17 protein-coding genes are annotated in these 20,707 nt (G+C 40.7%); 3 read left to right on the forward strand and 14 right to left on the reverse strand.

Translation table 11 applies throughout. The annotated features are described in order from the left end of the window. On the reverse strand, positions 1–431 hold a 431-nt coding region (locus HCZ11_RS16225; RefSeq protein WP_167658915.1), incomplete at its 3' end, for a transposase. Between the two features lie 132 nt (positions 432–563). Here HCZ11_RS16225 and HCZ11_RS16230 point away from each other — a divergent pair. Beyond that, positions 564–1,406, forward strand: coding sequence for a DUF3626 domain-containing protein (locus HCZ11_RS16230; protein ID WP_167658916.1), 843 nt, complete (start codon positions 564–566; stop codon positions 1,404–1,406). Between the two features lie 619 nt (positions 1,407–2,025). Here HCZ11_RS16230 and ppiC read toward each other — a convergent pair. From ppiC to HCZ11_RS16265, 7 genes are all read right to left on the reverse strand, one after another. Then, positions 2,026–2,304 carry a peptidylprolyl isomerase PpiC gene (gene ppiC, locus HCZ11_RS16235; RefSeq protein WP_054552145.1) on the reverse strand — a complete coding sequence of 93 codons (279 nt, stop codon included), beginning with the start codon at positions 2,302–2,304 and terminating at the stop codon, positions 2,026–2,028. Positions 2,305–2,367: 63 nt separating this feature from the next. Then, positions 2,368–3,000: a lysoplasmalogenase gene (locus HCZ11_RS16240; RefSeq protein WP_167658917.1), complete on the reverse strand. Its 633-nt coding sequence runs from the start codon at positions 2,998–3,000 to the stop codon at positions 2,368–2,370. A 58-nt stretch (positions 3,001–3,058) separates the two neighbouring features. Next, positions 3,059–3,457 (reverse strand): DCC1-like thiol-disulfide oxidoreductase family protein, encoded by a 399-nt coding sequence (locus HCZ11_RS16245; protein ID WP_167658918.1) that lies wholly within the window; start codon positions 3,455–3,457, stop codon positions 3,059–3,061. 2 nt (positions 3,458–3,459) lie between these two features. Then, the gene (locus HCZ11_RS16250) at positions 3,460–4,482 is read right to left on the reverse strand and encodes a zinc-binding dehydrogenase (RefSeq protein WP_130052463.1); all 1,023 of its coding nucleotides are present in this window, start codon (positions 4,480–4,482) and stop codon (positions 3,460–3,462) included. Positions 4,483–4,495: 13 nt separating this feature from the next. Further along, positions 4,496–5,902: a TolC family protein gene (locus HCZ11_RS16255; RefSeq protein WP_167658975.1), complete on the reverse strand. Its 1,407-nt coding sequence runs from the start codon at positions 5,900–5,902 to the stop codon at positions 4,496–4,498. Continuing rightward, entirely contained in the window at positions 5,895–9,041 is a 3,147-nt protein-coding gene (locus HCZ11_RS16260; protein ID WP_167658919.1) for an efflux RND transporter permease subunit, read from the reverse strand. Before HCZ11_RS16260 ends, HCZ11_RS16255 begins: the two co-directional genes overlap by 8 nt. Before the next feature lie 6 nt (positions 9,042–9,047). Continuing rightward, a complete protein-coding gene (locus tag HCZ11_RS16265) occupies positions 9,048–10,214 on the reverse strand; it encodes an efflux RND transporter periplasmic adaptor subunit (protein ID WP_167658920.1) in 1,167 nt (388 codons plus the stop codon). 118 nt (positions 10,215–10,332) lie between these two features. Between HCZ11_RS16265 and HCZ11_RS16270 the strand changes: the two genes are divergently transcribed. Beyond that, positions 10,333–11,277 (forward strand): LysR family transcriptional regulator, encoded by a 945-nt coding sequence (locus HCZ11_RS16270; protein ID WP_130052466.1) that lies wholly within the window; start codon positions 10,333–10,335, stop codon positions 11,275–11,277. Positions 11,278–11,289: 12 nt separating this feature from the next. Here HCZ11_RS16270 and HCZ11_RS16275 read toward each other — a convergent pair whose 3' ends face one another. From HCZ11_RS16275 to HCZ11_RS16285, 3 genes are all read right to left on the reverse strand, one after another. Next, the gene (locus tag HCZ11_RS16275; protein WP_167658921.1) at positions 11,290–12,333 is read right to left on the reverse strand and encodes a GGDEF domain-containing protein; all 1,044 of its coding nucleotides are present in this window, start codon (positions 12,331–12,333) and stop codon (positions 11,290–11,292) included. Between the two features lie 118 nt (positions 12,334–12,451). After that, entirely contained in the window at positions 12,452–14,287 is a 1,836-nt protein-coding gene (locus tag HCZ11_RS16280; protein ID WP_167658922.1) for a serine hydrolase, read from the reverse strand. A gap of 111 nt (positions 14,288–14,398) precedes the next feature. Then, positions 14,399–15,250 (reverse strand): DUF6279 family lipoprotein, encoded by an 852-nt coding sequence (locus HCZ11_RS16285; RefSeq protein ID WP_167658923.1) that lies wholly within the window; start codon positions 15,248–15,250, stop codon positions 14,399–14,401. Between the two features lie 546 nt (positions 15,251–15,796). On the opposite strand from HCZ11_RS16285, the gene HCZ11_RS16290 reads away from it, so the two are divergent. Then, positions 15,797–16,519 carry a tetratricopeptide repeat protein gene (locus HCZ11_RS16290; RefSeq protein WP_130052469.1) on the forward strand — a complete coding sequence of 241 codons (723 nt, stop codon included), beginning with the start codon at positions 15,797–15,799 and terminating at the stop codon, positions 16,517–16,519. Positions 16,520–16,538: 19 nt separating this feature from the next. Here the strand turns inward: HCZ11_RS16290 and HCZ11_RS16295 are convergent, their stop codons facing one another. The 3 genes from HCZ11_RS16295 to HCZ11_RS16305 all read right to left on the reverse strand — a co-directional run bounded on the left by HCZ11_RS16295 (position 16,539) and on the right by HCZ11_RS16305 (position 20,533). After that, entirely contained in the window at positions 16,539–17,951 is a 1,413-nt protein-coding gene (locus tag HCZ11_RS16295; RefSeq protein ID WP_167658924.1) for a coniferyl aldehyde dehydrogenase, read from the reverse strand. A gap of 134 nt (positions 17,952–18,085) precedes the next feature. Beyond that, entirely contained in the window at positions 18,086–19,516 is a 1,431-nt protein-coding gene (locus tag HCZ11_RS16300) for an SLC13 family permease (protein WP_254869172.1), read from the reverse strand. 57 nt (positions 19,517–19,573) lie between these two features. After that, on the reverse strand, positions 19,574–20,533 hold the full coding sequence (locus HCZ11_RS16305) for a porin (RefSeq protein WP_167658926.1): 960 nt from the start codon (positions 20,531–20,533) through the stop codon (positions 19,574–19,576). Positions 20,534–20,707: the final 174 nt, after the last annotated feature.

Genomic DNA, 20,707 nt, shown 5'->3' on the forward strand with positions numbered 1-20,707 from the left:
TTCATCGCGACTTCACGGGCGCGAGATAAATCACGAACGGCCTCGTCTTCAGGCTCAGGCACATAAATAGGGGTTAAGTCTTCAGACTTAAGTAATTTAGCCAGTTTAAGGGCATCACGCTTGTCAGTTTTTACGCGCTCGCCAGGCTTTTTAGGGATAAGCGAAGGGGCAACCACGTAGCAACAATGTCCCAAAGAAGTAATTAAGCGATAAATCCAGTATCCACAGGGGCCAGCTTCATAAACGAAATGCAGAGTTGCATTAGGGTATTTAGATTCAAATTGCCTGATAAGTTTTTTAATAGCGACTTTAGCAGAAGAAATGCGGCCGAAATGAATGGGTTGTGCGCCACGATTGTCTTCAATATAGGCAACTTCAATGAATTCTTTATGAGTATCTAAGCCAATGAAAAGTATGTTATGTTTAGTCATGCTAGCCTCTGCTATTTAGTTATTTGACAAACTAATTATGGCTCTGGCTTTAAGCTAACCCACGAAAATGCGGGGGCTAGCACCGTGTGGGAGTCATTATGTCTATGCTCTTTGTTGAAAATAGGAGATTTCATGGCTAAAAATGTAGTAGAGCAAGCAATCGAAAACATCAGACTCAAGTCTCAAGGTATTGATTCTTCGATAGCTAGTGCTGTTACAATTAACTTCCATCCTGATCGCTTTACTGCTGAGAATAAGCCAATACTCCAAGCAATCGCAGAAGACGGCTATCTTAAATCTCAATTTGAAACTGGTACTAGCAATGGTGGCTTGACTGCCTATATTGGCGGTGAACGTTGGCTTTGGGAGCAAAGTGTCTTTGATGGGGCATACGATGATGCATCAAATAGTCTTCGACCAAAATATGGTGCTCTAAATTACAGAAACTACGAAACAGGAGCATCTCCTCGCTTTGGGTCATCATACTTCCAACTCAAACCAAATGTATCTTATCGAACCACGTTTTGTTATCCCGACAGCTATTTTGAACCTGAAGACTTTGCTGTTTTCAATCGAGTTGGCCTCTTAGTAGATAAAGCACTAGCTTCAAACTCAGACTTGCTAGATGACTATATTGAAGCCCATATACACGGTGAAATATCAGTAAAAGACGACATCGAATGTCTTGTTCTTGATCCAATTTTTCGTGCTGGTCCAATTGAGGAACAAGCTGCGAACTTGGGTGTCCCGGTCAAATGGCATAATGGTTACGAGCTTAGTCTTGAAGAAATGAGTCGTTATCCTGACTATCGAGGCCAGAAGTATATTGAACTAGCTAAAGAGTTAGCTCGAAATGGAAGAATAAATGCAAAGATACTGGGTTTAGCGGTTGCAAGGCAGGGCTATGATGAGCAAGAAGTGAAAAAAGTATGGCATTACTTAGCTCGGTTTGGCTACCAGTCAGCACGAGCATAACAAAGCATTTAAGAGTGATTCGCAACGCTTGCCGTTTTCGCTTCGCTCAAGTATAGGCAAGCGCCGCTCACACCTTAATGCGGCGTTAGGCATACAAAGGTAGGCATTTGGCAAATTTCAAAACCCTTACGAAATGGCATGTTTTCCTCGGAATTCTGAGTCTTATTCTGTTTGGAATTCCCAGTTTTTTAGCTGGAGATAATATTACTGAAGCTGGGAGGTTTTACTTGCCACTAATGAATGTGTTTTTTCCGTTACTGCACTTTTCAATTGCTTACGGGTGTAATATTCAATCTGAATTTGGAAGGCTAGCGTCAAGAACATGCGGCTTTTTGCTAATGCCTTTCTTTCCGTTCGGCACAATTATTGGATTTATTCTTTTTGAAAATACAAAGAAAAAGTTCCAGCTACAAGATGCCTAACAAGGCGCGTCACTCAGAAAACCTCTCGCTGGCCTTCGGCCAAAATACTCGTGTTTTCTGGTGCGCTTGGCGTTACTGATTAAATACTCTAACGTGTTTTTGTCCAAAAATGAGTTAAAACCTAGCGTTTTAACTCACTGAAATGAAAAGTTTAAGACTAACAACGTGTCTTTTTAAATTTAGTGTGGCTTTAAACTTTACGTTCTGTATAGCACTTTGATTACATGCCAACCAAAGCGCGTTTTAACTAGATGTGGCTCTAAGATTTCTCCGCTGAATGCTACTTTGTCAAACTGGGGCACCATTTGACCACGTCTGAATTCGCCCAAGTCGCCGCCTTTTTTACCCGACGGACAGGTTGAATATTTTTTAGCTAAAGTCTGAAACTTAGCACCCTTTTTAAGTTGCTTGATAATGTCTTCAGCTTGTTCTTTATGTTTAACAAGAATGTGCAGTGCGTGCGCTGTATTTGCCATGGGAAATCTCGAAAATTAAAACGCGCACATTTTATCACGGCAATCAACACTGAGCCACTGCGGCTACCTATGTTTACTTGTTGCCTGCAAAAATCCTATTACCAAACAAAATTGCGCTAAATAATAACTACCCATGATTGCGATATCTGCATGCGCTATTTCTAAATAAAAACGGTTAAGGCCTAGTATAGAGTCTGATATTACAAACACGGCCCCACCTAACACTAAAAAACCGTTCGATTTATCTGTCATCCAACTAAAGCTCGCCATTATGGTGAGCACCAACATATAAAAAAGCACGGGAATGAGCATGTCATTCAGGTTTGGGTAGAATAAGCAAAAAACGATGATGGCCAAAAATAGATAAAGGAGTACAACGTCTAGTCGCCAGTTTTTAATTGGCAACATAGTAATGATATAAAAAGCGTGGCTTACAAAAAATGCAGCTAAACCACCTATAAAAAGTTGCCCCGTATCAAGGGCTAACAACACATCACCTAGTGCTGAAAAACTAAGAGCGAATAATAAAGTAATAAAAGTTCGATTTTGTAACTGACTGCGCCCTTTTAACACCATCACAATCAACACACCGATTGGCAACGTTTTAAATAGCGCCATAAAAGGCTGAGGCAATGCCGGCATAAATAGCAGTAAAGCAATGTAAACTGTACTTAAGATTAGAAAGAGAATGTTCATATTCTTATTATTGTTATTTGTTCCCAATAACGAGAATAGCAAGCTTTACTTTAAATGTTTATAAAAAATGCTGCTTTTGTTTTTCGGACAATAACTTACACTTTGTTTGTTTGCCGAAAAACCGATAACGATGACGGCCAACCCAATCATACACACGATCGCGAAAGCCTTTTGGCAGTAGCTTGAACACGTTAGCGACAGAGAATGGAAAACCTAATTTCGTTGCGATAAATAATACAGCATCACTTTGTTTATATAGCTGGTTTTTATCAATCACTAACATTGAGGAAAGTGGATCTTTGACTTTAAATGCCTTTAATAAACGCTCACCTTTATCGCTTTGCATGGGGCATAACTTAAAGGTAATTTGCTTATCAAAACGAAGAATAAACCGCACACAAAAATGGCACAGATTGCACTGACCATCAAACAAAATGACTGGGCAGTGAGTACGCAAGTTTAACCGCTTACTTGTACAACTTGTTTACCTGTAAAACCCCCAGCAAGTTGTTTATTTAAAGCAGCTGAAACAGCCTCAGCGGTAAAGTCTACGGCATGGATTTGCGGCAATTTGATCTCGCCTCGCGCTGCATTATCAAGTAATAAGTTACCCATAAAGCTTAATCTTTGCTGAGCACATAAACTGTTTGCAAGCCATGCACCACCTAACGATACAATGCCAATATTGGGAGCGCGTCTAAACATAAGTTCTTGTTCAAACTTAGGTAATTCATTTAAACAGGCGATGCGACCACAAAAACGCATTAGCTCAACGTTGCGAATGGTGGTATCGCCACCGATACAATCAAGCACCGCGTCAAAGCCCTGCGGACCAAGTTCACGACGAATTTTATCCTGGAGTTTAGGGTCATTATAATCAAACACAACATCAGCGCCTAATTGCTTAAGTAACTTATGATTGTGTTTGCTGGCAGTGGTAAACACAGTCGCACCACGTTGCTTAGCAAACTGAATAGCGAATTGGCCAACGCCGCCAGCACCAGCGTCAATAAACAGTGAATCCCCTTCGCTTAGCTGCAACTTATCAAGGGCGATTAATGCCGTCATACCTGAACAAGGTAAGGTTGCAGCGTCTGCCGGAGATACATTATCTGGCACAACAGATACTGCATAGTTAGGCACTGTAGTGTATTCAGATAACACACCTTGGTCACCAAGGCTGGCATGCCATACAACACGCGCACCAACACCAGGGAATACACCTTTATTTGCTTGAACAACCACCCCAACAGCGTCATGGCCCAAAACATGAGGGTAATGCCATTTGCAAAAGCCTTGCTTTGCAAAGTTGGCATCACCATGATTTAAGCCCACATATTCAACTTTAATCAAGAGCTCATTGCCTTCAGGGCTCGGTACTGGCACAGAAAGCTCAGATAACGCTATGGCGTCATTCGGCTCAATCAGTGCAAGCGCGCGCATTGTTGACGGAAGATCTGTAGTTTGTTGAATATGTGACATTTAATACTCTGGGTTAAAGGTTGTTTAGTTCAAAGCTCCAACGACCATTAAACGCTTGATAAGCACTTACTTTGGCCTGTAATGAAGCAATTGTTGAATCAACAGCGTTCTCTTGCGCTATTAAAACATCCTGTCTCGCATCTAACAACTCTAAGTAAGGAATTTGTCCTTCTTGATACATTGCTTGAGCTTGACCAAATGCTTTATTCGCATAATTAAAACGCTGATCAGCATAACTTAACTGTTGCTGCTGTTTGACTAGCCTTTGTAAAGTAAGTTCACTATCGCTAATGGCTTTTAATACTTTACTTTGGTAGTTACTGTAAGCGGCTTCACTTAAAAATTGCTGTGCATCACGCTGAGCTAATAATGCAGGATAGCTGAGTAATGACCATTCAACTTTTGGCGTTACTTGCCATTGTTGCACAGTATCTTCTAAACCATTACTGGTTAAGCTCACCACACCTGCAAACCCTGCCAAACTAATATCAGGCAGTAACGCTTTTGAGGCTGCAACACTCAATGAATAAGCCTGACTAAATTGATACAAGGCACTGGTGATATCGGGTCTCAGCGCCATTGCTTCACTCGCTTTACTAAACGACACGCTAAATTGGTGGCTGAGTAACTCAGGCTCTTCGACCAATGTTATGTCGCTTGCAAGTCGACCGGTTAGCACCGCAAGGGTTGCTAAGTCGCGATATTGCAAGTAACTAAGCTCAGGAATAAGCGCTTGTTGTTGCTTTAACTGCGCAAGGGTGCGGTTAAGATCAAGCTCATTCGCAACACCCTCTTCTACTCGCGCTTTTAGTACATCAATACTTTGCTCGAGTGCCTCGATTTGCATCTCAATGATAGCTTGCTTTTGCACATTACCTTGATAGGTGACATAGCCTTGCACCACAGCTGAAACCACTTCAACCTGTAATGCTCTTAGCTGCTCTGCTTGGTTTAATGCGCCCGCATTAGCAGCATCGACTAACGCGGTAATACGGCCGAACAAATCAAGCTGCCAATTAACATTAACCCCAGCGTTTGATTGGCGTGTAATAACGCCATCTAAGCTGCTGCGCTCTGCACCTACGCTTAGGCTGCCCTGCGGATAATAATCCGCGCGGGCTGCACCTAAACGGGCAATGGCTGCATCAAGTTGAAGTTGACTGGTTTTTAGGTCATGATTCATTGCTAATGCATCAGTCACTAAATTATTTAACTGGATTGAATCTAAACGACGCCACCAGTTATTCTCGCTCGCGCCTTCGTTTTGTTCACCAATTTGTGTATCACTTACAAATTGCGTCAGGCTAACTTGCTGCTCTTGCATATCTACGCTTTGTGCGCAGCCAGCTAATACGCCGGCTAACAGCATTGCACTTAAAACTTTGCCCTGTTTAAAGATTGCATGAAGAGGCTTATGCATCATCTTGCTCCTTCTGCGATTTTTTCGTTACTAACATATAAAACACCGGGGTGAACAATAAGCCGAACACGGTTACACCAATCATGCCTGAGAATACAGCGTTACCCATGGCATGACGCATCTCTGCACCTGCGCCTGTGGCTAAAACAAGGGGTACAACACCTGCTGTAAAAGCAATTGACGTCATTAAAATTGGACGAAGTCGTAAGCGACACGCTTTAATAATTGCTTCAAGATGTGTCATCCCACCTTTATGCTGATCTCGTGCAAACTCAACCATTAAGATGGCATTTTTACTTGCTAGTGCAACGAGTACAATTAATGCAATTTGCGTAAAGATGTTGTTGTCATCACCTACAAGCCACACACCTAACAAGGCCGAGAAAATAGTCATAGGCACAATCAAAATAATCGCCAGAGGTAGTCTTAAGCTCTCGTATTGGGCAGCAAGTACCATGAACACGAGCAATACAACGAGTGGGAAAACATACACCATGGTATTACCCGCTAATATTTGCTGATAGGTTACTTCTGTCCACTCAAACTCAATACCATTAGGTAATGTTTCTGCAAGAATTGCTTCAATCGCATGCTGCGCTTGGTCAGAGCTATAACCTGGCGCTGGGCTACCATTTAGTTCAGCTGTAGGGTAACCGTTATAGTGCATTACACGATCTGGCCCTGTTGTTGGTGTGACCGTTAATACAGAACCTAATGGCACCATCTCACCCATGCGGTTACGCACTTTAAGATTCAAAATTTGCTCAGGATCTTGGCGGTAATCAGCATCAGCTTGTGCATTAACCTGATAAGTTCGACCAAACAAGTTAAAGTCATTCACATACATCGAACCTAAGTACACTTGTAAGGCATTGAATACTTCATCAAGTGGAATACCTTGAATCAGCGCTTGCTCACGGTCAATGTCGATATCCATTTGTGGCACTTGAATTCTAAAGCTTGAGTAAAGGCCCATTAATGCAGGGTCTTGCTGAGCTTTAGCAATGGTTGCTTGTAAGCTATTAAAGAGTGCTTCAAAGCCTTTATTAGCACGGTCTTCAATTTGTAGTTTAAAGCCACCAGTTGTACCTAAACCTTGAATTGGCGGTGGCGGGAATACCGCAACAAATGCTTCATCAATAGCGGCAAATTTTTGATTTAACTGAGCCGCAATCGCCATTGCTGACATACTCGGATCTTGACGATCTTCAAAAGGTGCAAGCGGAGTAAACACAATGCCGCTATTAGGGCTATTGGTGAAACCATTAACAGATAAACCAGGAAACGACACCGTATTTGCAACACCCGGTACTTGTAATGCAATTTTTTCCATTTCTTGCACGACTTCTTGGGTTCTATCTAAGCTTGCCGCATCAGGTAACTGTGCAACAGCCACTAAATATTGCTTATCTTGCTGTGGAATAAAGCCACCCGGTACAGCATCAAATAATTTAACTGTGCCACCAACAAGCGCAATGTAGGCAACTAATACAATCACACTCATGCGAATCAGTTTTTGTACCAGCTTTTCGTAGCCATTTGCACCTTTATCAAACAAGCGATTAAAAGGCTTAAATAGCCAATTACCAAATACACGGTTTAATAGCTTAGTTAAACGGTCTGGTTTTGCATCATGACCTTTTAATAACAATGCCGATAACGCAGGCGATAGTGTTAATGAGTTAAATGCTGAGATAATCGTTGAAATAGTTATAGTTAACGCAAATTGCTTATAAAACTGACCAGATAAACCAGTAATAAATGCCGTTGGAATAAATACCGCACACAGTACAAGTGCAATGGCGATAATTGGCCCTGTTACTTCTGTCATGGCAACACGGGTTGCTTCGAGTGGCGATAAGCCTTGCTCAATATTACGCTCAACGTTTTCAACTACAACAATGGCATCATCAACAACAATACCAATGGCTAGAACCAAGCCGAATAACGATAAGGTATTGATTGAAACGCCAAGCCATTGCATAACTGCAAACGTACCAATTAAAGACACCGGTACCGCAATCAGAGGGATAACCGATGCACGCCACGTCTGTAAGAACACCACTACAACGATTACAACTAGCGCGATTGCTTCTAGTAGCGTTTTGATAACAGCATCGATAGAACCGCGTACGAAAATTGTTGGATCATAAACAATGTCATATTCAACACCCGCCGGAAAGTCTTTCGATAATAGCTTCATGGTTTCACGCACTTGATCAGAAAGCTCAATCGCATTAGAACCTGGGCGTTGAAATACTGGCATAGCAAGTGCTGGCTGACCATCGAGCATTGCTCTTAATGCATAGGTGTCTTGTCCTAACTCAAGGCGTGCAACATCACTTAAGCGTGTAAGCTGACCTTGTTCACCTACCTTGATGATCACATTTTCAAATTCTTCTTGTGAGCTTAAGCGCCCTTTAACGTTCATCAGAATTTGAAACTGATTTGTTTTCGATGTAGGTTGTGCACCTAAACTACCCGCGGCAACTTGCTGGTTTTGCGCACGTAGTGCATTAACTACATCCATGGCAGTTAAATCACGTGCCGATAGTGCATCGGGGTTTAACCATACGCGCATTGAGTATTGACCACCACCAAACATACGTACATCACCCACACCCGGAAGACGTGCAATTTGGTCTTTGATATACAAGTCAGCATAGTTCGCTAAGTAAGTTGTATCATGCGTTTTTTCTGGTGAGTATAAATGCACTACCATGGTTAAATCTGGTGATGATTTTTCTGCTACGACGCCTAAACGCTGAACTTCTTGTGGTAAGCGTGGCAGTGCACTGTTTACACGGTTTTGCACTTGTACTTGTGCTCGGTCTAAGTCAGTTCCTAACGCAAAGGTAACTGTTAACGTCATACGGCCATCACTGGTTGCTTGCGAAAACATATACAACATGTTTTCAGTACCATTGATTTCTTGCTCAAGAGGTGTTGCAACAGTCTCAGCAATAACCGTTGGGTTTGCACCTGGGTAACTTGCTGTAACAACAACTGTTGGAGGCACCACCTCTGGATACTCACTCACTGGCAATTGAAATAACGAAATTGCCCCCGCAATGAGAAAGATAAGCGACAGCATCGCTGCAAAGATGGGTCGCTGGATAAAAAAGTGTGAAAATTTCATTTTGACCTACTGTTTAGCAACCAAATCTGAGTGATTATTTGAAAGAGTGAATGCAATACCGTCGCTATTAATCGTTACTTTATTAGGCGAAATAGGCATACCTGGACCCACACGAGCAGGACCGTTCACTGCAATCACATCGTTTTCGTTTAGTCCCGATTTAATTGCTCGTAAGCTGCCATAACGTTCACCAACAGTAACTAACTTATATTCAAGAACATTGCCTTCACCAACGGTTAGAACAAAACGATTCTTTAAATCTGTGCCAATAGCACGCTCCGGCACGATGACCTTTTCGCTTACTTTATTGGCTGCAAGCTTAATGCGGGCGAATGAACCAGCACGAAGTTGTTGCTCATCATTTTCAAACACGGCACGAACACGAAGAGTGCCTGTAGTTTCGTTAATTTGGTTATCAATGAAATTAATTTTGCCATTAAAGTTAAAGCTGGTTTCACCCACTTTTTGCATCACAACCGCTTGTTCACTTTGTGCCGTTACATCAGCAAATGACTGATTCCACGTGCGCTCATCAATATCAAAATAAGCATACATTTGCTGATTTGATACGATATTTGTTAACACACTTTGTCCGGCAAGTACGTTATTACCTTTGGTGATGTTGGCACGCGATACTACGCCATTTATTGGCGAGCGAACTTTCGTAAATGCTAAATCAAGCTCAGCTGCAGTTAGCTCAGCCTGAAGAGCGAGTAATTGTGCTTCTCGTTGTCTAAGGGTTGATTTACGAGACTCTGCTTGCTCAGTTGAAATCGCTTTACGCTCAGTTAAGCGCTCTGCGCGTTTTGCTTCACTTTTAGCTTGTTCAAGTGCTGCCTTGGCGCTTTCGATTTGCGCTTTTAAGCTATCAACCACTGCAGCAAAGGGACGTGCATCAAGGGTGAAAAGCAAATCCCCCTCTTTAACGCTATCACCTTCCTTAAAATTAATTTTGTCGATAACACCCGAAACACGTGGCATAAGCGCTACTTCTTGTGGTGCTTCTAAGCGCGTTGTATAGGTGTGCCAATTTTGTACGGGTTTAACCAGTACTTTTGCTACATCGATAGGTTGTAAATGCTGTTGCTGCGCTGCTTGGTTGGCTTCAGTACCGCACCCTGCAAGCGTTAAGCTCGCAATGGTGACAGCCACTGCAAGAATAGATTTGTTCATCACGACTCTCCTGTTAATAGATTGGAGACAATGTTACGGAACTAATTAGAGGATAAAAACGATAGATTTTTAAATTCATTAATGCCAGAATGGCACCAATAAATTTTAAGGAACTGCTATGGATACCACCAGCCGTTTATTAATGCTGCTTGAAGTGATTGAACGAGGCTCATTTGCTAAAGCTGCAGAGTCTAGAAATATAGACCGTTCTGTCATTTCGAAACAAATTAGCCGTCTTGAAGATGAGTTAGGGGTGCGCTTACTAAACCGTACAACTCGTTCTTTTTCGTTGACTGCTGCAGGCGCTGAAATGGTAAAAAAAGCAGCTGAACTCAGGGATTTATTATCAGATACTGTTAGACTGGCCGAGAACTATCACCAAGAACCTCGTGGCACGTTAAAAATTACCTCATCAAGTATTATCGGTAAAAGGTATATTCAACCAGTAATTAATGACTTTCAAAAACGTTTTCCGCAAGTTGAAGTTGAGCTTCGTTTAGACGACAGGCTGATTGACTTAGTATCAGAAGGCTATGATTTGGCTTTTCGTGTTGGCGAACCTAAAGACTCGTCATTTATTGCCCGTAAGATTGCCCGCAACCGTATGTTACTGTTGGCCTCACCAGAATTTATTAAAACTTACGGCATGCCAAAGCATGTTGAAGATTTAAAAGAGCTGCCTGCCGCTAGTTATTCAAGCCCAAGTAAACGCATTAGTGGTATTCGCTATCGTAATGCCGGTGGCGATATTATTGAGCAGGATATTAAAAGTGTCTTTCGTGCTAACGATGCGGAAGTACTTTTGATGAAGGCAATTTCAGGAAATGCCTATGTTCTTGCACCAGCATTTATTCTTGATGATGAGGTAAAACGCGGAGATTTAGTACCAATTTTAACCGATATGGAATTACTCGATTACAGCGCAGTGTACGCGGTTTACCCACATAGAGATTTACCAGTAAGAACACGTTTATTCTTTGATGCTATGCGTGAATACATTGGTAAAGATGTTCCTGTATGGGAGGCAAACATTCCTGATTTTGATACTATGTACAAAGGCTAAGTTTAAAAAGCACTAACTCGCTTTATTACGTTGTGCAAATTGTTCGCTTAACTCATAAGCCGTTACAACTCTATTTCGACCTTGCTGTTTTGCTTGGTATAGCGCATCGTCTGCGCGCTTAATAAAATTTTTAAGGGTTTGATTTGGCATGTAGCAAGCAACACCGATGCTAATAGTCAAATTTATCGCCTGCTCATCAATATTGTGGATAGTTGTTGATAAGTGCTCGCGCAGCATATCTGCAAATTCATATGCACTTTGCGGGTCGCTATCTGGTAAGAAGATAGCAAACTCTTCACCGCCAATTCGAAATACATAGCCTTTACTTATGCGTTGCCTAAAGAAACTGGTTACTTCAATTAGAATACGATCGCCAACATCATGGCCGTATTGATCATTTATATTCTTAAAGTAATCAAGGTCGAGCATTAAGATAAATAAGCCATTTTTGTTTTTCAGCTCAACTTCAAAATAATGGGTCATCGCCAACCGGTTACCTGCCCCTGTAAGTGGGTCAAGTAAAGCTAAGTTTTCGAGTCGCTTACCATATTCTGCACGACTATTCTCAAAGGTGTGAGACACCGCCCAAATACTGATGTATGTGAATGTAAAGTTGAGTAAAAAATTGATGCTATTAAGAGGCTCAAGACTTGATTTGGTGAATAGAATACCGCCTTGCAGTACCGCAACGACCAATGACAAGACTTTGCCGTACTGTTTACCTAACAATAGATAAAATAGAACCGGTAATGAGCATGTCCAAATGAACAGCAAGCTTTTAATATTACTGAGGTAAGTGCCCAAAGTGATAAGTAGGGTTAAAAACACGCATAAGGTGAGCGACTGCCATAGATGACCATTGCGTTTTCGGGTATAAAAAAATATATAAAAACAAAAGGATGCAAAAACGACTTCTAATGCACCAAGAACCCAAAAGTCATTTATAAAGAGATTAAAAACGGCGAATATTCCAGCTAGCACGCCAAGACAAAAGCCCATCCATTTAAGAACGGTATTTCGTAACGCTTGAGTGCCCCTTAGCGCCCCAATATCCATCCAGTTTCTCGTTATTGTTATAATTGCCTAATTTTAACGCGAAATAATAGATATAGGAACAAGTTATTAATAAAAAGTGCATAAAAATGCACTTTTTTACCTACAATTGTTAAACATTTTAGCTCCAAAGCAATAAGGGAAATACACCCCAAAGTGCTAAAATGAGTGACCATTGCAAAGCAGCTACCATTGCTAAACTATTTAACAAATTCATTTTACTCAACTTTTCATGAGCAAATATACGCCATAACCCGTAAGTCATAGCAAACGGTAATATTGTCGTGACTAATGCTAACAATGCACTGGCAAGTGTAAACTCACCAATATTTAAAAATGATTGAGTTAAAAATAAAGGCAGCGGTACAAAAAGAAATAACGTCGCCGTAAAAGGCAATAATAGAGGTGACGACAAGCGTAATTGCCCCTTAACCAAGCAAATAGCGCCATATACTAATATCCATAGTATGGCGATTACGCCGATGGCGAGGCTGAGCCACATTGGCAGTAACTTCCAAAGACTGGTTTGTTCATATGTTCGAAAACCATCACTGATCATATGTTGACCATTTTCAGAAATATACAGAGTGTGTGAAGGAAATCGCTTTGTTTTTTCACGAAACAAATTATCGCCTATAGCTAGCAAGGTTTTTTGCTGAGACTGAAATGGTGACAATGTTAGCGTTTCGCCATTTGAGCTCACTGTTGCAAAATGAAGTAGGCGATCAAAATAGGCAAATCTTTTCATTCTGTTTGGGGAAAGCGTGTAAAACCCTTGCCAATCATCAAGCGCTACTTGCGCTTTTGATGGAGCTATTGCATCGGCCTTATTTACACCAAGGTTGCTAATCAGCATGCTATCAAATTGTTTGTAATTTGCAGTTTCTACATCGGCATTAAAAGCGATAAAAAATGCTTTTTTTTGCTCAGGAAAAAAACAAAAGTTGGTGCGGTAACCTAAAGTAGAGCCACTGTGGCATTTGCCAACCACATTATGCCGGTCACGTGTAGTTACCCCTAGCGCATAGCCTATATCAGTTAAATTATTTAAGGCAGCTTCTGTTTTAAAAGGCTTTCCCATGCTTGTTAATAGTGTCGGTTCAATAAATATGCGGTCATTAATCTTGCCATCGCCCATTAAAAACTGCGCAAACAAAGCCATATCATAAGCAGTCGTTGTAAACTGCCCTGCCGGTCTTAAAAACATAGGTAACGTGGCTTGGCTAACGCCATTTTCAAAATGGCCCATAGCAAGCGCAGGATCGCTAAACTGTCCTACTTGAGAAACAAAATTAAATGTACTCATGTGCATACCCAGCGGCTCAAGCAAGTGTTTATCTAAGTAAGATTCATAGCGCTCTTTAACAACGGCTTCAATCACCATAGCTAAAATTGCATAACCAAGATTAGAATAGGATAAGCGGCTTCCGGGGCGATTTCTAATACGCAACTGGCTTTCAATAAAGGTTTCTTTTAGAGCCATATCAGGCTTTGCTTGTGTCGTTAATAATTGCCAAAGCCGAATGTCTTCAAGCCCTGACGTATGATCAAGTAAATGTCTAACCCGAACTGGTGTGTTCAAGGCCCAAGGATTTTGCAAGCCAATATCTGGTAATATTTCAGTAACTGGGGTATCCAAGGAGAGTTTGTTATCTGTTACAAGATGCAACACCCCTGTAGCAATAAGTGTTTTAACGATAGAGCCTGTTTGCACCTTATTTGCTGTCGTCATAGGTTTTAAATTCGTAAAGTCTGCATAGCCTTTTGCACCTTGCGCAATTTTATTTGCACTCACTGTTGACCAAACAACGCCTATTAGAGATTCGTTATGCAAAGAGTGTTCAATTTGATTACTTAACTCTATTTCTGACCCAAACTTTTCGTTAGCCAAGGTTACATGAGATACAAAAAATAATGCCGTTACAGCAATAACTAAAAATTTTACAAGGTGTTTCATGTTTTATTAAACCATTCCTTAGGCAGCAAGAAGTTGACCTGCGGCGTATTTAGTAACCGCAAGCTAGAAAGTTATTTATTAAAATTACGACTATAAGCGAGGCGTGATTATTTAGTCGTTCATTAAATCTGAAACATCATCGATTAGATCATCAAGCTCTTCACGAACATTTCGACGCTGTTTGTCTGTAAGAGTTGGTTTTAAGGCAAGCAGTAAGGTTACGTAGTCATCTAGATTTTTATCGTCAGCTTTGATTAATTCATCACTCATAAAAGCCAAACGATTATTAATGATCACCGCTAACTGTTGATCAAAATCCGCAGGCTTAGTTTTTTGCATAAACAAGGATTTTAAAGCATCTAAGCGCTTTTGTTTGTACTGCATCCAAAGTAAAAATGTACTAATGCGAGTGTTAGATGCCGATTCGATCAGTGCTTTTTGTTCAGCTGATAACTTTGTGCCAAACCACTCTTTATAGTTCTCAAGATTTTCATCTAGACGTTCTTGTTTGTGCTGCTCAGCAGATTTTTCTTGATGCTCTAAATATTCTTCATTGATTTTATCTTGCAGTGCCGCTACAAATTCAACTCGTTGTTCATAACTCAATGCGTTTGCTAAATCGATCAATTCTGGTTCTAGCTTATCAACTAGTGTTTGCCAATGTTGCTTTGCTTGGCTGAAATGCTGTTTTAATTGAGCGTGATTAACGTCAGTTTCTAACATTAGTTTTAAACTTTCTAAGTCATGTTTATATAGAGGTAGTTGAGTCTCTCGATGCCAATCACGGCTGGTTTTAACTATATGTTCAAACTTTTCAGCTTGCTCATTGTTTAAGTCAACATAATCATCAATCCAAAATCCTGACAGCCAACCTAAATTGTTATAAGTGAAGCTAGGAGAACAACCAGCAACTGCCAAAAGTAAACTCAATGTGATTAAACACTTTGCTATTTTTTTCATCATACTCAATTTATTAATCTAATTTTAATTAGTACCTTATTAAGTTAACACTGAGAATAAATAATCAGCAAGACCCTCTAAATGAAATTAATTATCATTTAAGTGTTGACGCCCACGTTAATCTAAGTAATAATCGTTATCAACAAGTTCAGGTAGGCTATTAATCTCACAACAATATCAATGTCTATAAGGCTTTGATGGTGTTTTTCTGGATTTGTTCAAGATTTAACACTTGATTGTTTGCGGCTTCCTCGACCCAAGCAGCGACATAAAACGTTACACTTTACTTGCTACATTGCTCATATCGGTGACGGTAGATATGACACTAAAAAGCCCATCATGGGCTTTTTTTATTTCTTTAATTTTTCTGTAAAATCTGTATCTTAAGCCTACTTGTTAATTACAACGCTTGCCGCTGTCTATAAATTAGGCATTTACAGCTGTTGGGTCTAAACTATAAGAGATGTTTTGCTCAGTGACTGTTTGGCAATGCATTTTATCAATAGCTGATTGCCTATTATTGATACATAACACATTTGGAGGCAGACTATGATCAAGCCTAATTTTAAATCACTACTGTTCGCTAGTACGTTAATCCTCTCACCTTTTGCAAATGCCAGTCTTGAAGATGCCCAATTAGCGGCTAATGAAGGTCGTTTTGAAGAAGCACTTCATGAATTTAATTACCTTGCTGATAGAGGTTATGCCCCTGCAATCTATGAGCTTGCTAAAATGTACGAAGGTGGTTTTGGTGTGCAACGAGACTATCGAAAAGCGGCAGAGTTGTATGAAAAGGCTGTAAAGAAAGTACATGCTGATTCAATGTTTGCATTGGGTGTGCTTTATCAAGAAGGTAAAGGTGTTAAACTTGATAAAGAAAAAGCGATTTCACTTTTTGAAATGGCATCAAAAAAGAATCACCCTGCAGCTCAATATAATTTAGGCGTTATGTACGCTAATGGCGAAGGTGTTATTCAAGATTATCGCACCGCGCTTAGCTGGTACCAAAAAGCTGCAGCGAATAACTTTACTCTTGCTCAGTTTAATATGGCCTTGATGTACTACGAAGGTTTAGGAGTACCCAAGAACCTTGAGAAATCATACATTTGGAATACAATTGCTGAGTACAATGGCAATATGAATGCAAGTCATAGTCGTAAACTAGATGAGCGCAATATGATGCCTGCAGAAATTGAAGCTGCTAAAGAAAAAGCAGACGCAATTTATGCAAAAATACAGGCAGGCCTTTACGCCCCTGACGGACGTTTGTAAACAAGTAATGTACTTGCGCTTAACGGCGCAAGTACATCCATTTTAACAGTTTAATTAACAGCTTATTTTGTTTTAACAATAGGCTTGTGCGTGGATTAAACTTTCCTGATACTAGGGTATTTCTTGCGTGGCTAAAGGTTTTAAATCCCTCAACACCATGATAGTGCCCCATTCCTGATTCACCAATGCCACCAAACGGTAACTGATCTGCTGTAACCTGCATAAGTACATCGTTAATCGCTAATGTACCGCTTCTGATTGATGAACTTAGCTTACTAATTTTCTCTTTGTCATGGCCCAATATATATAATGCAAGTGGTGAGGAGTCACCATTGATGGTGTCAATCACTTGTTGCTCTGATTCATAACTTTTAATAGGTAGTAAAGGGCCAAAGATCTCATCTTGCATTACACGCATATCATCATTAACTTGCGTTAAAATATGTAACCCCATGCGATGTTTAAGTTCATCAACTTGGTGCCCTTCAATAGGCTCAAACACTTGTGCACCTTTGTCTTTTGCATCAAGCAGTGTTACGCTTAAACGTTGGTACTGCGCATCAGAGACGATTGAAGTTAGGTTTTTACCTTCAACACCTTGTTTATAATACTTCTTATAAAGCTCACTCAACTGTAAGACTAACTGATGTTCAAGCTTTTTAGGCACAAACACATAATCTGGCGCGACACATATTTGCCCCGCGTTGTTTAATTTACCAAATAATAGTGTTTTTGCAGCTTCTTTAATATTCACATCTTCTAAAATCACTACCGGTGACTTGCCACCTAACTCAAGAGTCACAGGGGTTAGGTTTTTACTGGCAGCTTGCATAACTTTGCGCCCTACTGATGTCGAGCCTGTAAAAAGTAAGTGGGCAAACGGTAGGTCACAAAAGCATGCTGCGGTATCGGCTTCACCTTCAACAATGATGCAGTGTTCTGCAACTGTATCTGCCATCAGCTGTTTGATAACATTATTGGTATGCGGCGTAAATTCGCTTAGCTTTAACATCACTCTGTTACCAGCCGCTATTGCGCTTATAACTGGCACTAAAGCCAATTGAATTGGGTAGTTCCAAGGTGCGATAACGCCTACTACACCCTTAGGTTGGTAATGAATATGCGCTGATGAAGGCCACAAACTAATACCGACGCTGCGCGATTCGTTACGGGCCCATTTAGGTAAACGTTTTATTGTATCACTAATCGATTTCACAGTTGGCAGCAGATCGCCTAACACCGTATCAAACTCAGTACGATAACCAAAGTCTTTACTGGTTGCTGCAACTAAGGCCTGTTCATTTTCAATGAGGCGAGTTTTGATGGTTTTTAAAAGCTTAATACGCTTATCAAGCGCTAAATAAGGCTCAGCCAAAAAGGCGTCATTAAGTTTTAAAAATTTGCTGTGTAATTGTGCGTATATATCAGTCAAAAGGTCATCTCTTGATAAACGATTTTAGCCACTATAACCAGCTATAATTATCTGAGCAACTTTATAAATGTAAAAACAGCGCTCATAGTGAGCGCTGTTGATGGTTGGATTAGGTTGAAAACTTTTAAACTTATCTAAAAGCCAAACACAACTGCTGCAATGGTCATAGTTACTAAAGTGATCATCGCAATAGCAATAATGTTTAGTGCAAAACCAGATCGGATCATATCGCGCATTTGAATTTGTCCTGAGCCAAATACAATCGCATTTGGCGGTGTTGCAACTGGCATCATAAACGCACAACTACACGCGATTGCCGCAGGAATGACCCACACAAGAGGTGTACCAAATACAGATTCAGCAACCGGGCCTAAAAGTGGAAGGAAGCCTGCGGCTGTTGCTGTATTACTCGTGATCTCAGTTAAGAACGTAATTAAAGTAGCAACTGCTAGAACACTTAGTACCAAAGGTATAGCACTTGCACCCTCTATCATGTGCGCAATGTATTCAGCTAGACCTGATGATTTAATTTGCGCAGCAAGTGTTAAACCACCGCCGAATAGTAATAATACACCCCATGGCACCTTAGCAGCGCTTTCCCAGTCAAGAATACGCTCACCATCACCTTTGTTTGCTGGTAAGACAAATAACAATAGTGCCGCAGCAATCGCAATACCAGTGTCAGAGATTTTTAAACCCGACAGATCGGCAAGTAGTGGTCTAAAGATCCAACAAACAGCTGCTAAGACAAAGACTGCTGCTACGCCTTTTTCAGCGCGCTGCATTTTACCAAGCTCTTGTAACTGCGATAAGAATAACGATTTCGTATCTTTACTTGCTGCTTTTGCACATTGTGTATCTACTTTGTAAGCAAACTTAGTTAACCAAACCCAGCATAAAATCAGCATAACTGTTGCAAGTGGTACACCTACTTTCATCCACTGTGCAAAACCTATTTCGATTTTGTAGCTATCTGATAAATACGCAGCCATTAACGCATTTGGCGGCGTACCAATTAACGTTGCAATACCACCGATACTCGCACCATAAGCAATCGACAGTAACATTGATTTACCAAACTGGTCATTATCAGGGTTAGATTGCTTCACCAACATGGTTATCGACATAGCAATCGGTAACATCATCACAGCGGTAGCTGTATTTGACATCCACATTGATAAAAATGCCGTTACTAACATCATGGCTAAAATTTGTAGGCTTGGCTTAGTCCCTGCTCGAAGCATAGTATTAAGCGCAATACGTCTATGTAAACCCCAACGCTCCATCGCAATTGAGATTAAAAAACCGCCCAAGAATAAAAAGATCAAAGGATGTGCATAAGGCGACGCGACCCCTTTGATTGCAGCAATGCCAGCAAGAGGTGATATAACCAGTGGCAATAATGAAGTAGCAGGAATTGGCACAACTTCGCTTACCCACCAAGAAGCCATCCAAAAAGCAAGGCCCGCAGTGCGAAGTGCAGACACACTCATTCCCGCTGGTGGATCAATTAAGCAAGTTAATAGCATTACTAATGGGCCAAGCAGTAACATGACTGTGCTCATTAATGGACGTGGCTGAGAGCCATCTTTTGTTTGATTTACTAATGACATACCTACTCCTTAGAACTTGTATTTAAGGCCAATTGCAATGCTGTTGTCAGATTCAAGTTCTAAATCTAAATCAGTATAGAATAAGTAGGCTGTGGTTTGTTTATCAAAAACATAATCAACACCTGCTGTCCATTGTTTACCTTCTTCAGCATGGCGAATTTTTGAGTCATCTTTAACGTACTGAAGCTTAGGTACCCATTTATCGATAGCATAGCTTGCACTGAGTGCATAGCCATTACCTTCTTTACTGCCATCTGTTGATTCACTGCGTTGGAATAAGCCCGCAAGTTGTAGGTTTTCATGTTTCCATGCTGCAACCACACGGCTTGCAGTCAACTTGTTAAGTGCATCAACATGGCTGATAGCTAAATAGTAGTCTTTTGATTTTAATGCACGGTCACCATAAATAACGGTTGCAGCAAAACCATCTTCATCGTTGCTACTGTCATCTTTTGGTGCATAAGTTAGCGCAAGCGATGCGCCACCATAGGTTTTTGAGCTATAGGTAATTGTATCACCAATACGGTCTTGACCAGGGATCAACTGGGCAATGTCAGCTTGTGTTTCGTTAAAACCGTCAACTTTACCTTCTGAGTATTTAAAACGAGTATCGTTACGACCCACAACGACTTCACCAAAATCACCTGCTAGACCTAAGTAGGTATTACGAGCAGAAAATGGTTCACTGGTATCGTCATGCTCGAAGCCTTTTACTTGTACTTCGTATTTGAATACCGCTTTTAGCGATTCAGTTAGTTTATGACTACCTTTAATACCAATACGAGAAAAAGGTGCTTCAATTTGAGTGCCTTCATCTGCATAGCGCATAACGCCAGTATCTGTGTTTGCTATTTGAACTTCTGCTTTACCATATACAGCGTAATCTGCTGCCATTGCTGAGCCCGCTGTGCTCGCTAAAATCACAGCCGCTGCTAAGCGTGTTTTGTTATGAGTGAATATTGTTGTCATTATGCGCCCCTTATTAGGTTCAAATTGTTGTTCCTAACTGTTAAGGCAAGTAGGTTGCCAACTTAGTTAATTTATAAAAAAACTATAAATAACAAAACATTAACTTCATTGGCTTAGTGGAGGCTGAGTTTTATGGGTGGATCTCCACACATTTTTAAGATTGTGTTGTCACCT

It is taken from the genome of Pseudoalteromonas sp. HF66 (assembly GCF_011806445.1).
In the GTDB taxonomy this organism is placed as follows: Bacteria; Pseudomonadota; Gammaproteobacteria; order Enterobacterales; family Alteromonadaceae; genus Pseudoalteromonas; species Pseudoalteromonas apostichopi.

Excerpts from the sequence above, each read along its gene's own strand:
- HCZ11_RS16230 (WP_167658916.1), top strand. The coding sequence starts at position 564 with ATGGCTAAAAATGTAGTAGAGCAAGCAATCGAAAACATCAGACTCAAG.
- ppiC (WP_054552145.1), bottom strand. The coding sequence starts at position 2,304 with ATGGCAAATACAGCGCACGCACTGCACATTCTTGTTAAACATAAAGAA.
- HCZ11_RS16240 (WP_167658917.1), bottom strand. The coding sequence starts at position 3,000 with ATGAACATTCTCTTTCTAATCTTAAGTACAGTTTACATTGCTTTACTG.
- HCZ11_RS16250 (WP_130052463.1), bottom strand. The coding sequence starts at position 4,482 with ATGTCACATATTCAACAAACTACAGATCTTCCGTCAACAATGCGCGCG.
- HCZ11_RS16255 (WP_167658975.1), bottom strand. The coding sequence starts at position 5,902 with ATGCATAAGCCTCTTCATGCAATCTTTAAACAGGGCAAAGTTTTAAGT.
- HCZ11_RS16260 (WP_167658919.1), bottom strand. The coding sequence starts at position 9,041 with ATGAAATTTTCACACTTTTTTATCCAGCGACCCATCTTTGCAGCGATG.
- HCZ11_RS16265 (WP_167658920.1), bottom strand. The coding sequence starts at position 10,214 with ATGAACAAATCTATTCTTGCAGTGGCTGTCACCATTGCGAGCTTAACG.
- HCZ11_RS16270 (WP_130052466.1), top strand. The coding sequence starts at position 10,333 with ATGGATACCACCAGCCGTTTATTAATGCTGCTTGAAGTGATTGAACGA.
- HCZ11_RS16275 (WP_167658921.1), bottom strand. The coding sequence starts at position 12,333 with ATGGATATTGGGGCGCTAAGGGGCACTCAAGCGTTACGAAATACCGTT.
- HCZ11_RS16280 (WP_167658922.1), bottom strand. The coding sequence starts at position 14,287 with ATGAAACACCTTGTAAAATTTTTAGTTATTGCTGTAACGGCATTATTT.
- HCZ11_RS16285 (WP_167658923.1), bottom strand. The coding sequence starts at position 15,250 with ATGATGAAAAAAATAGCAAAGTGTTTAATCACATTGAGTTTACTTTTG.
- HCZ11_RS16290 (WP_130052469.1), top strand. The coding sequence starts at position 15,797 with ATGATCAAGCCTAATTTTAAATCACTACTGTTCGCTAGTACGTTAATC.
- HCZ11_RS16300 (WP_254869172.1), bottom strand. The coding sequence starts at position 19,516 with ATGAGCACAGTCATGTTACTGCTTGGCCCATTAGTAATGCTATTAACT.
- HCZ11_RS16305 (WP_167658926.1), bottom strand. The coding sequence starts at position 20,533 with ATGACAACAATATTCACTCATAACAAAACACGCTTAGCAGCGGCTGTG.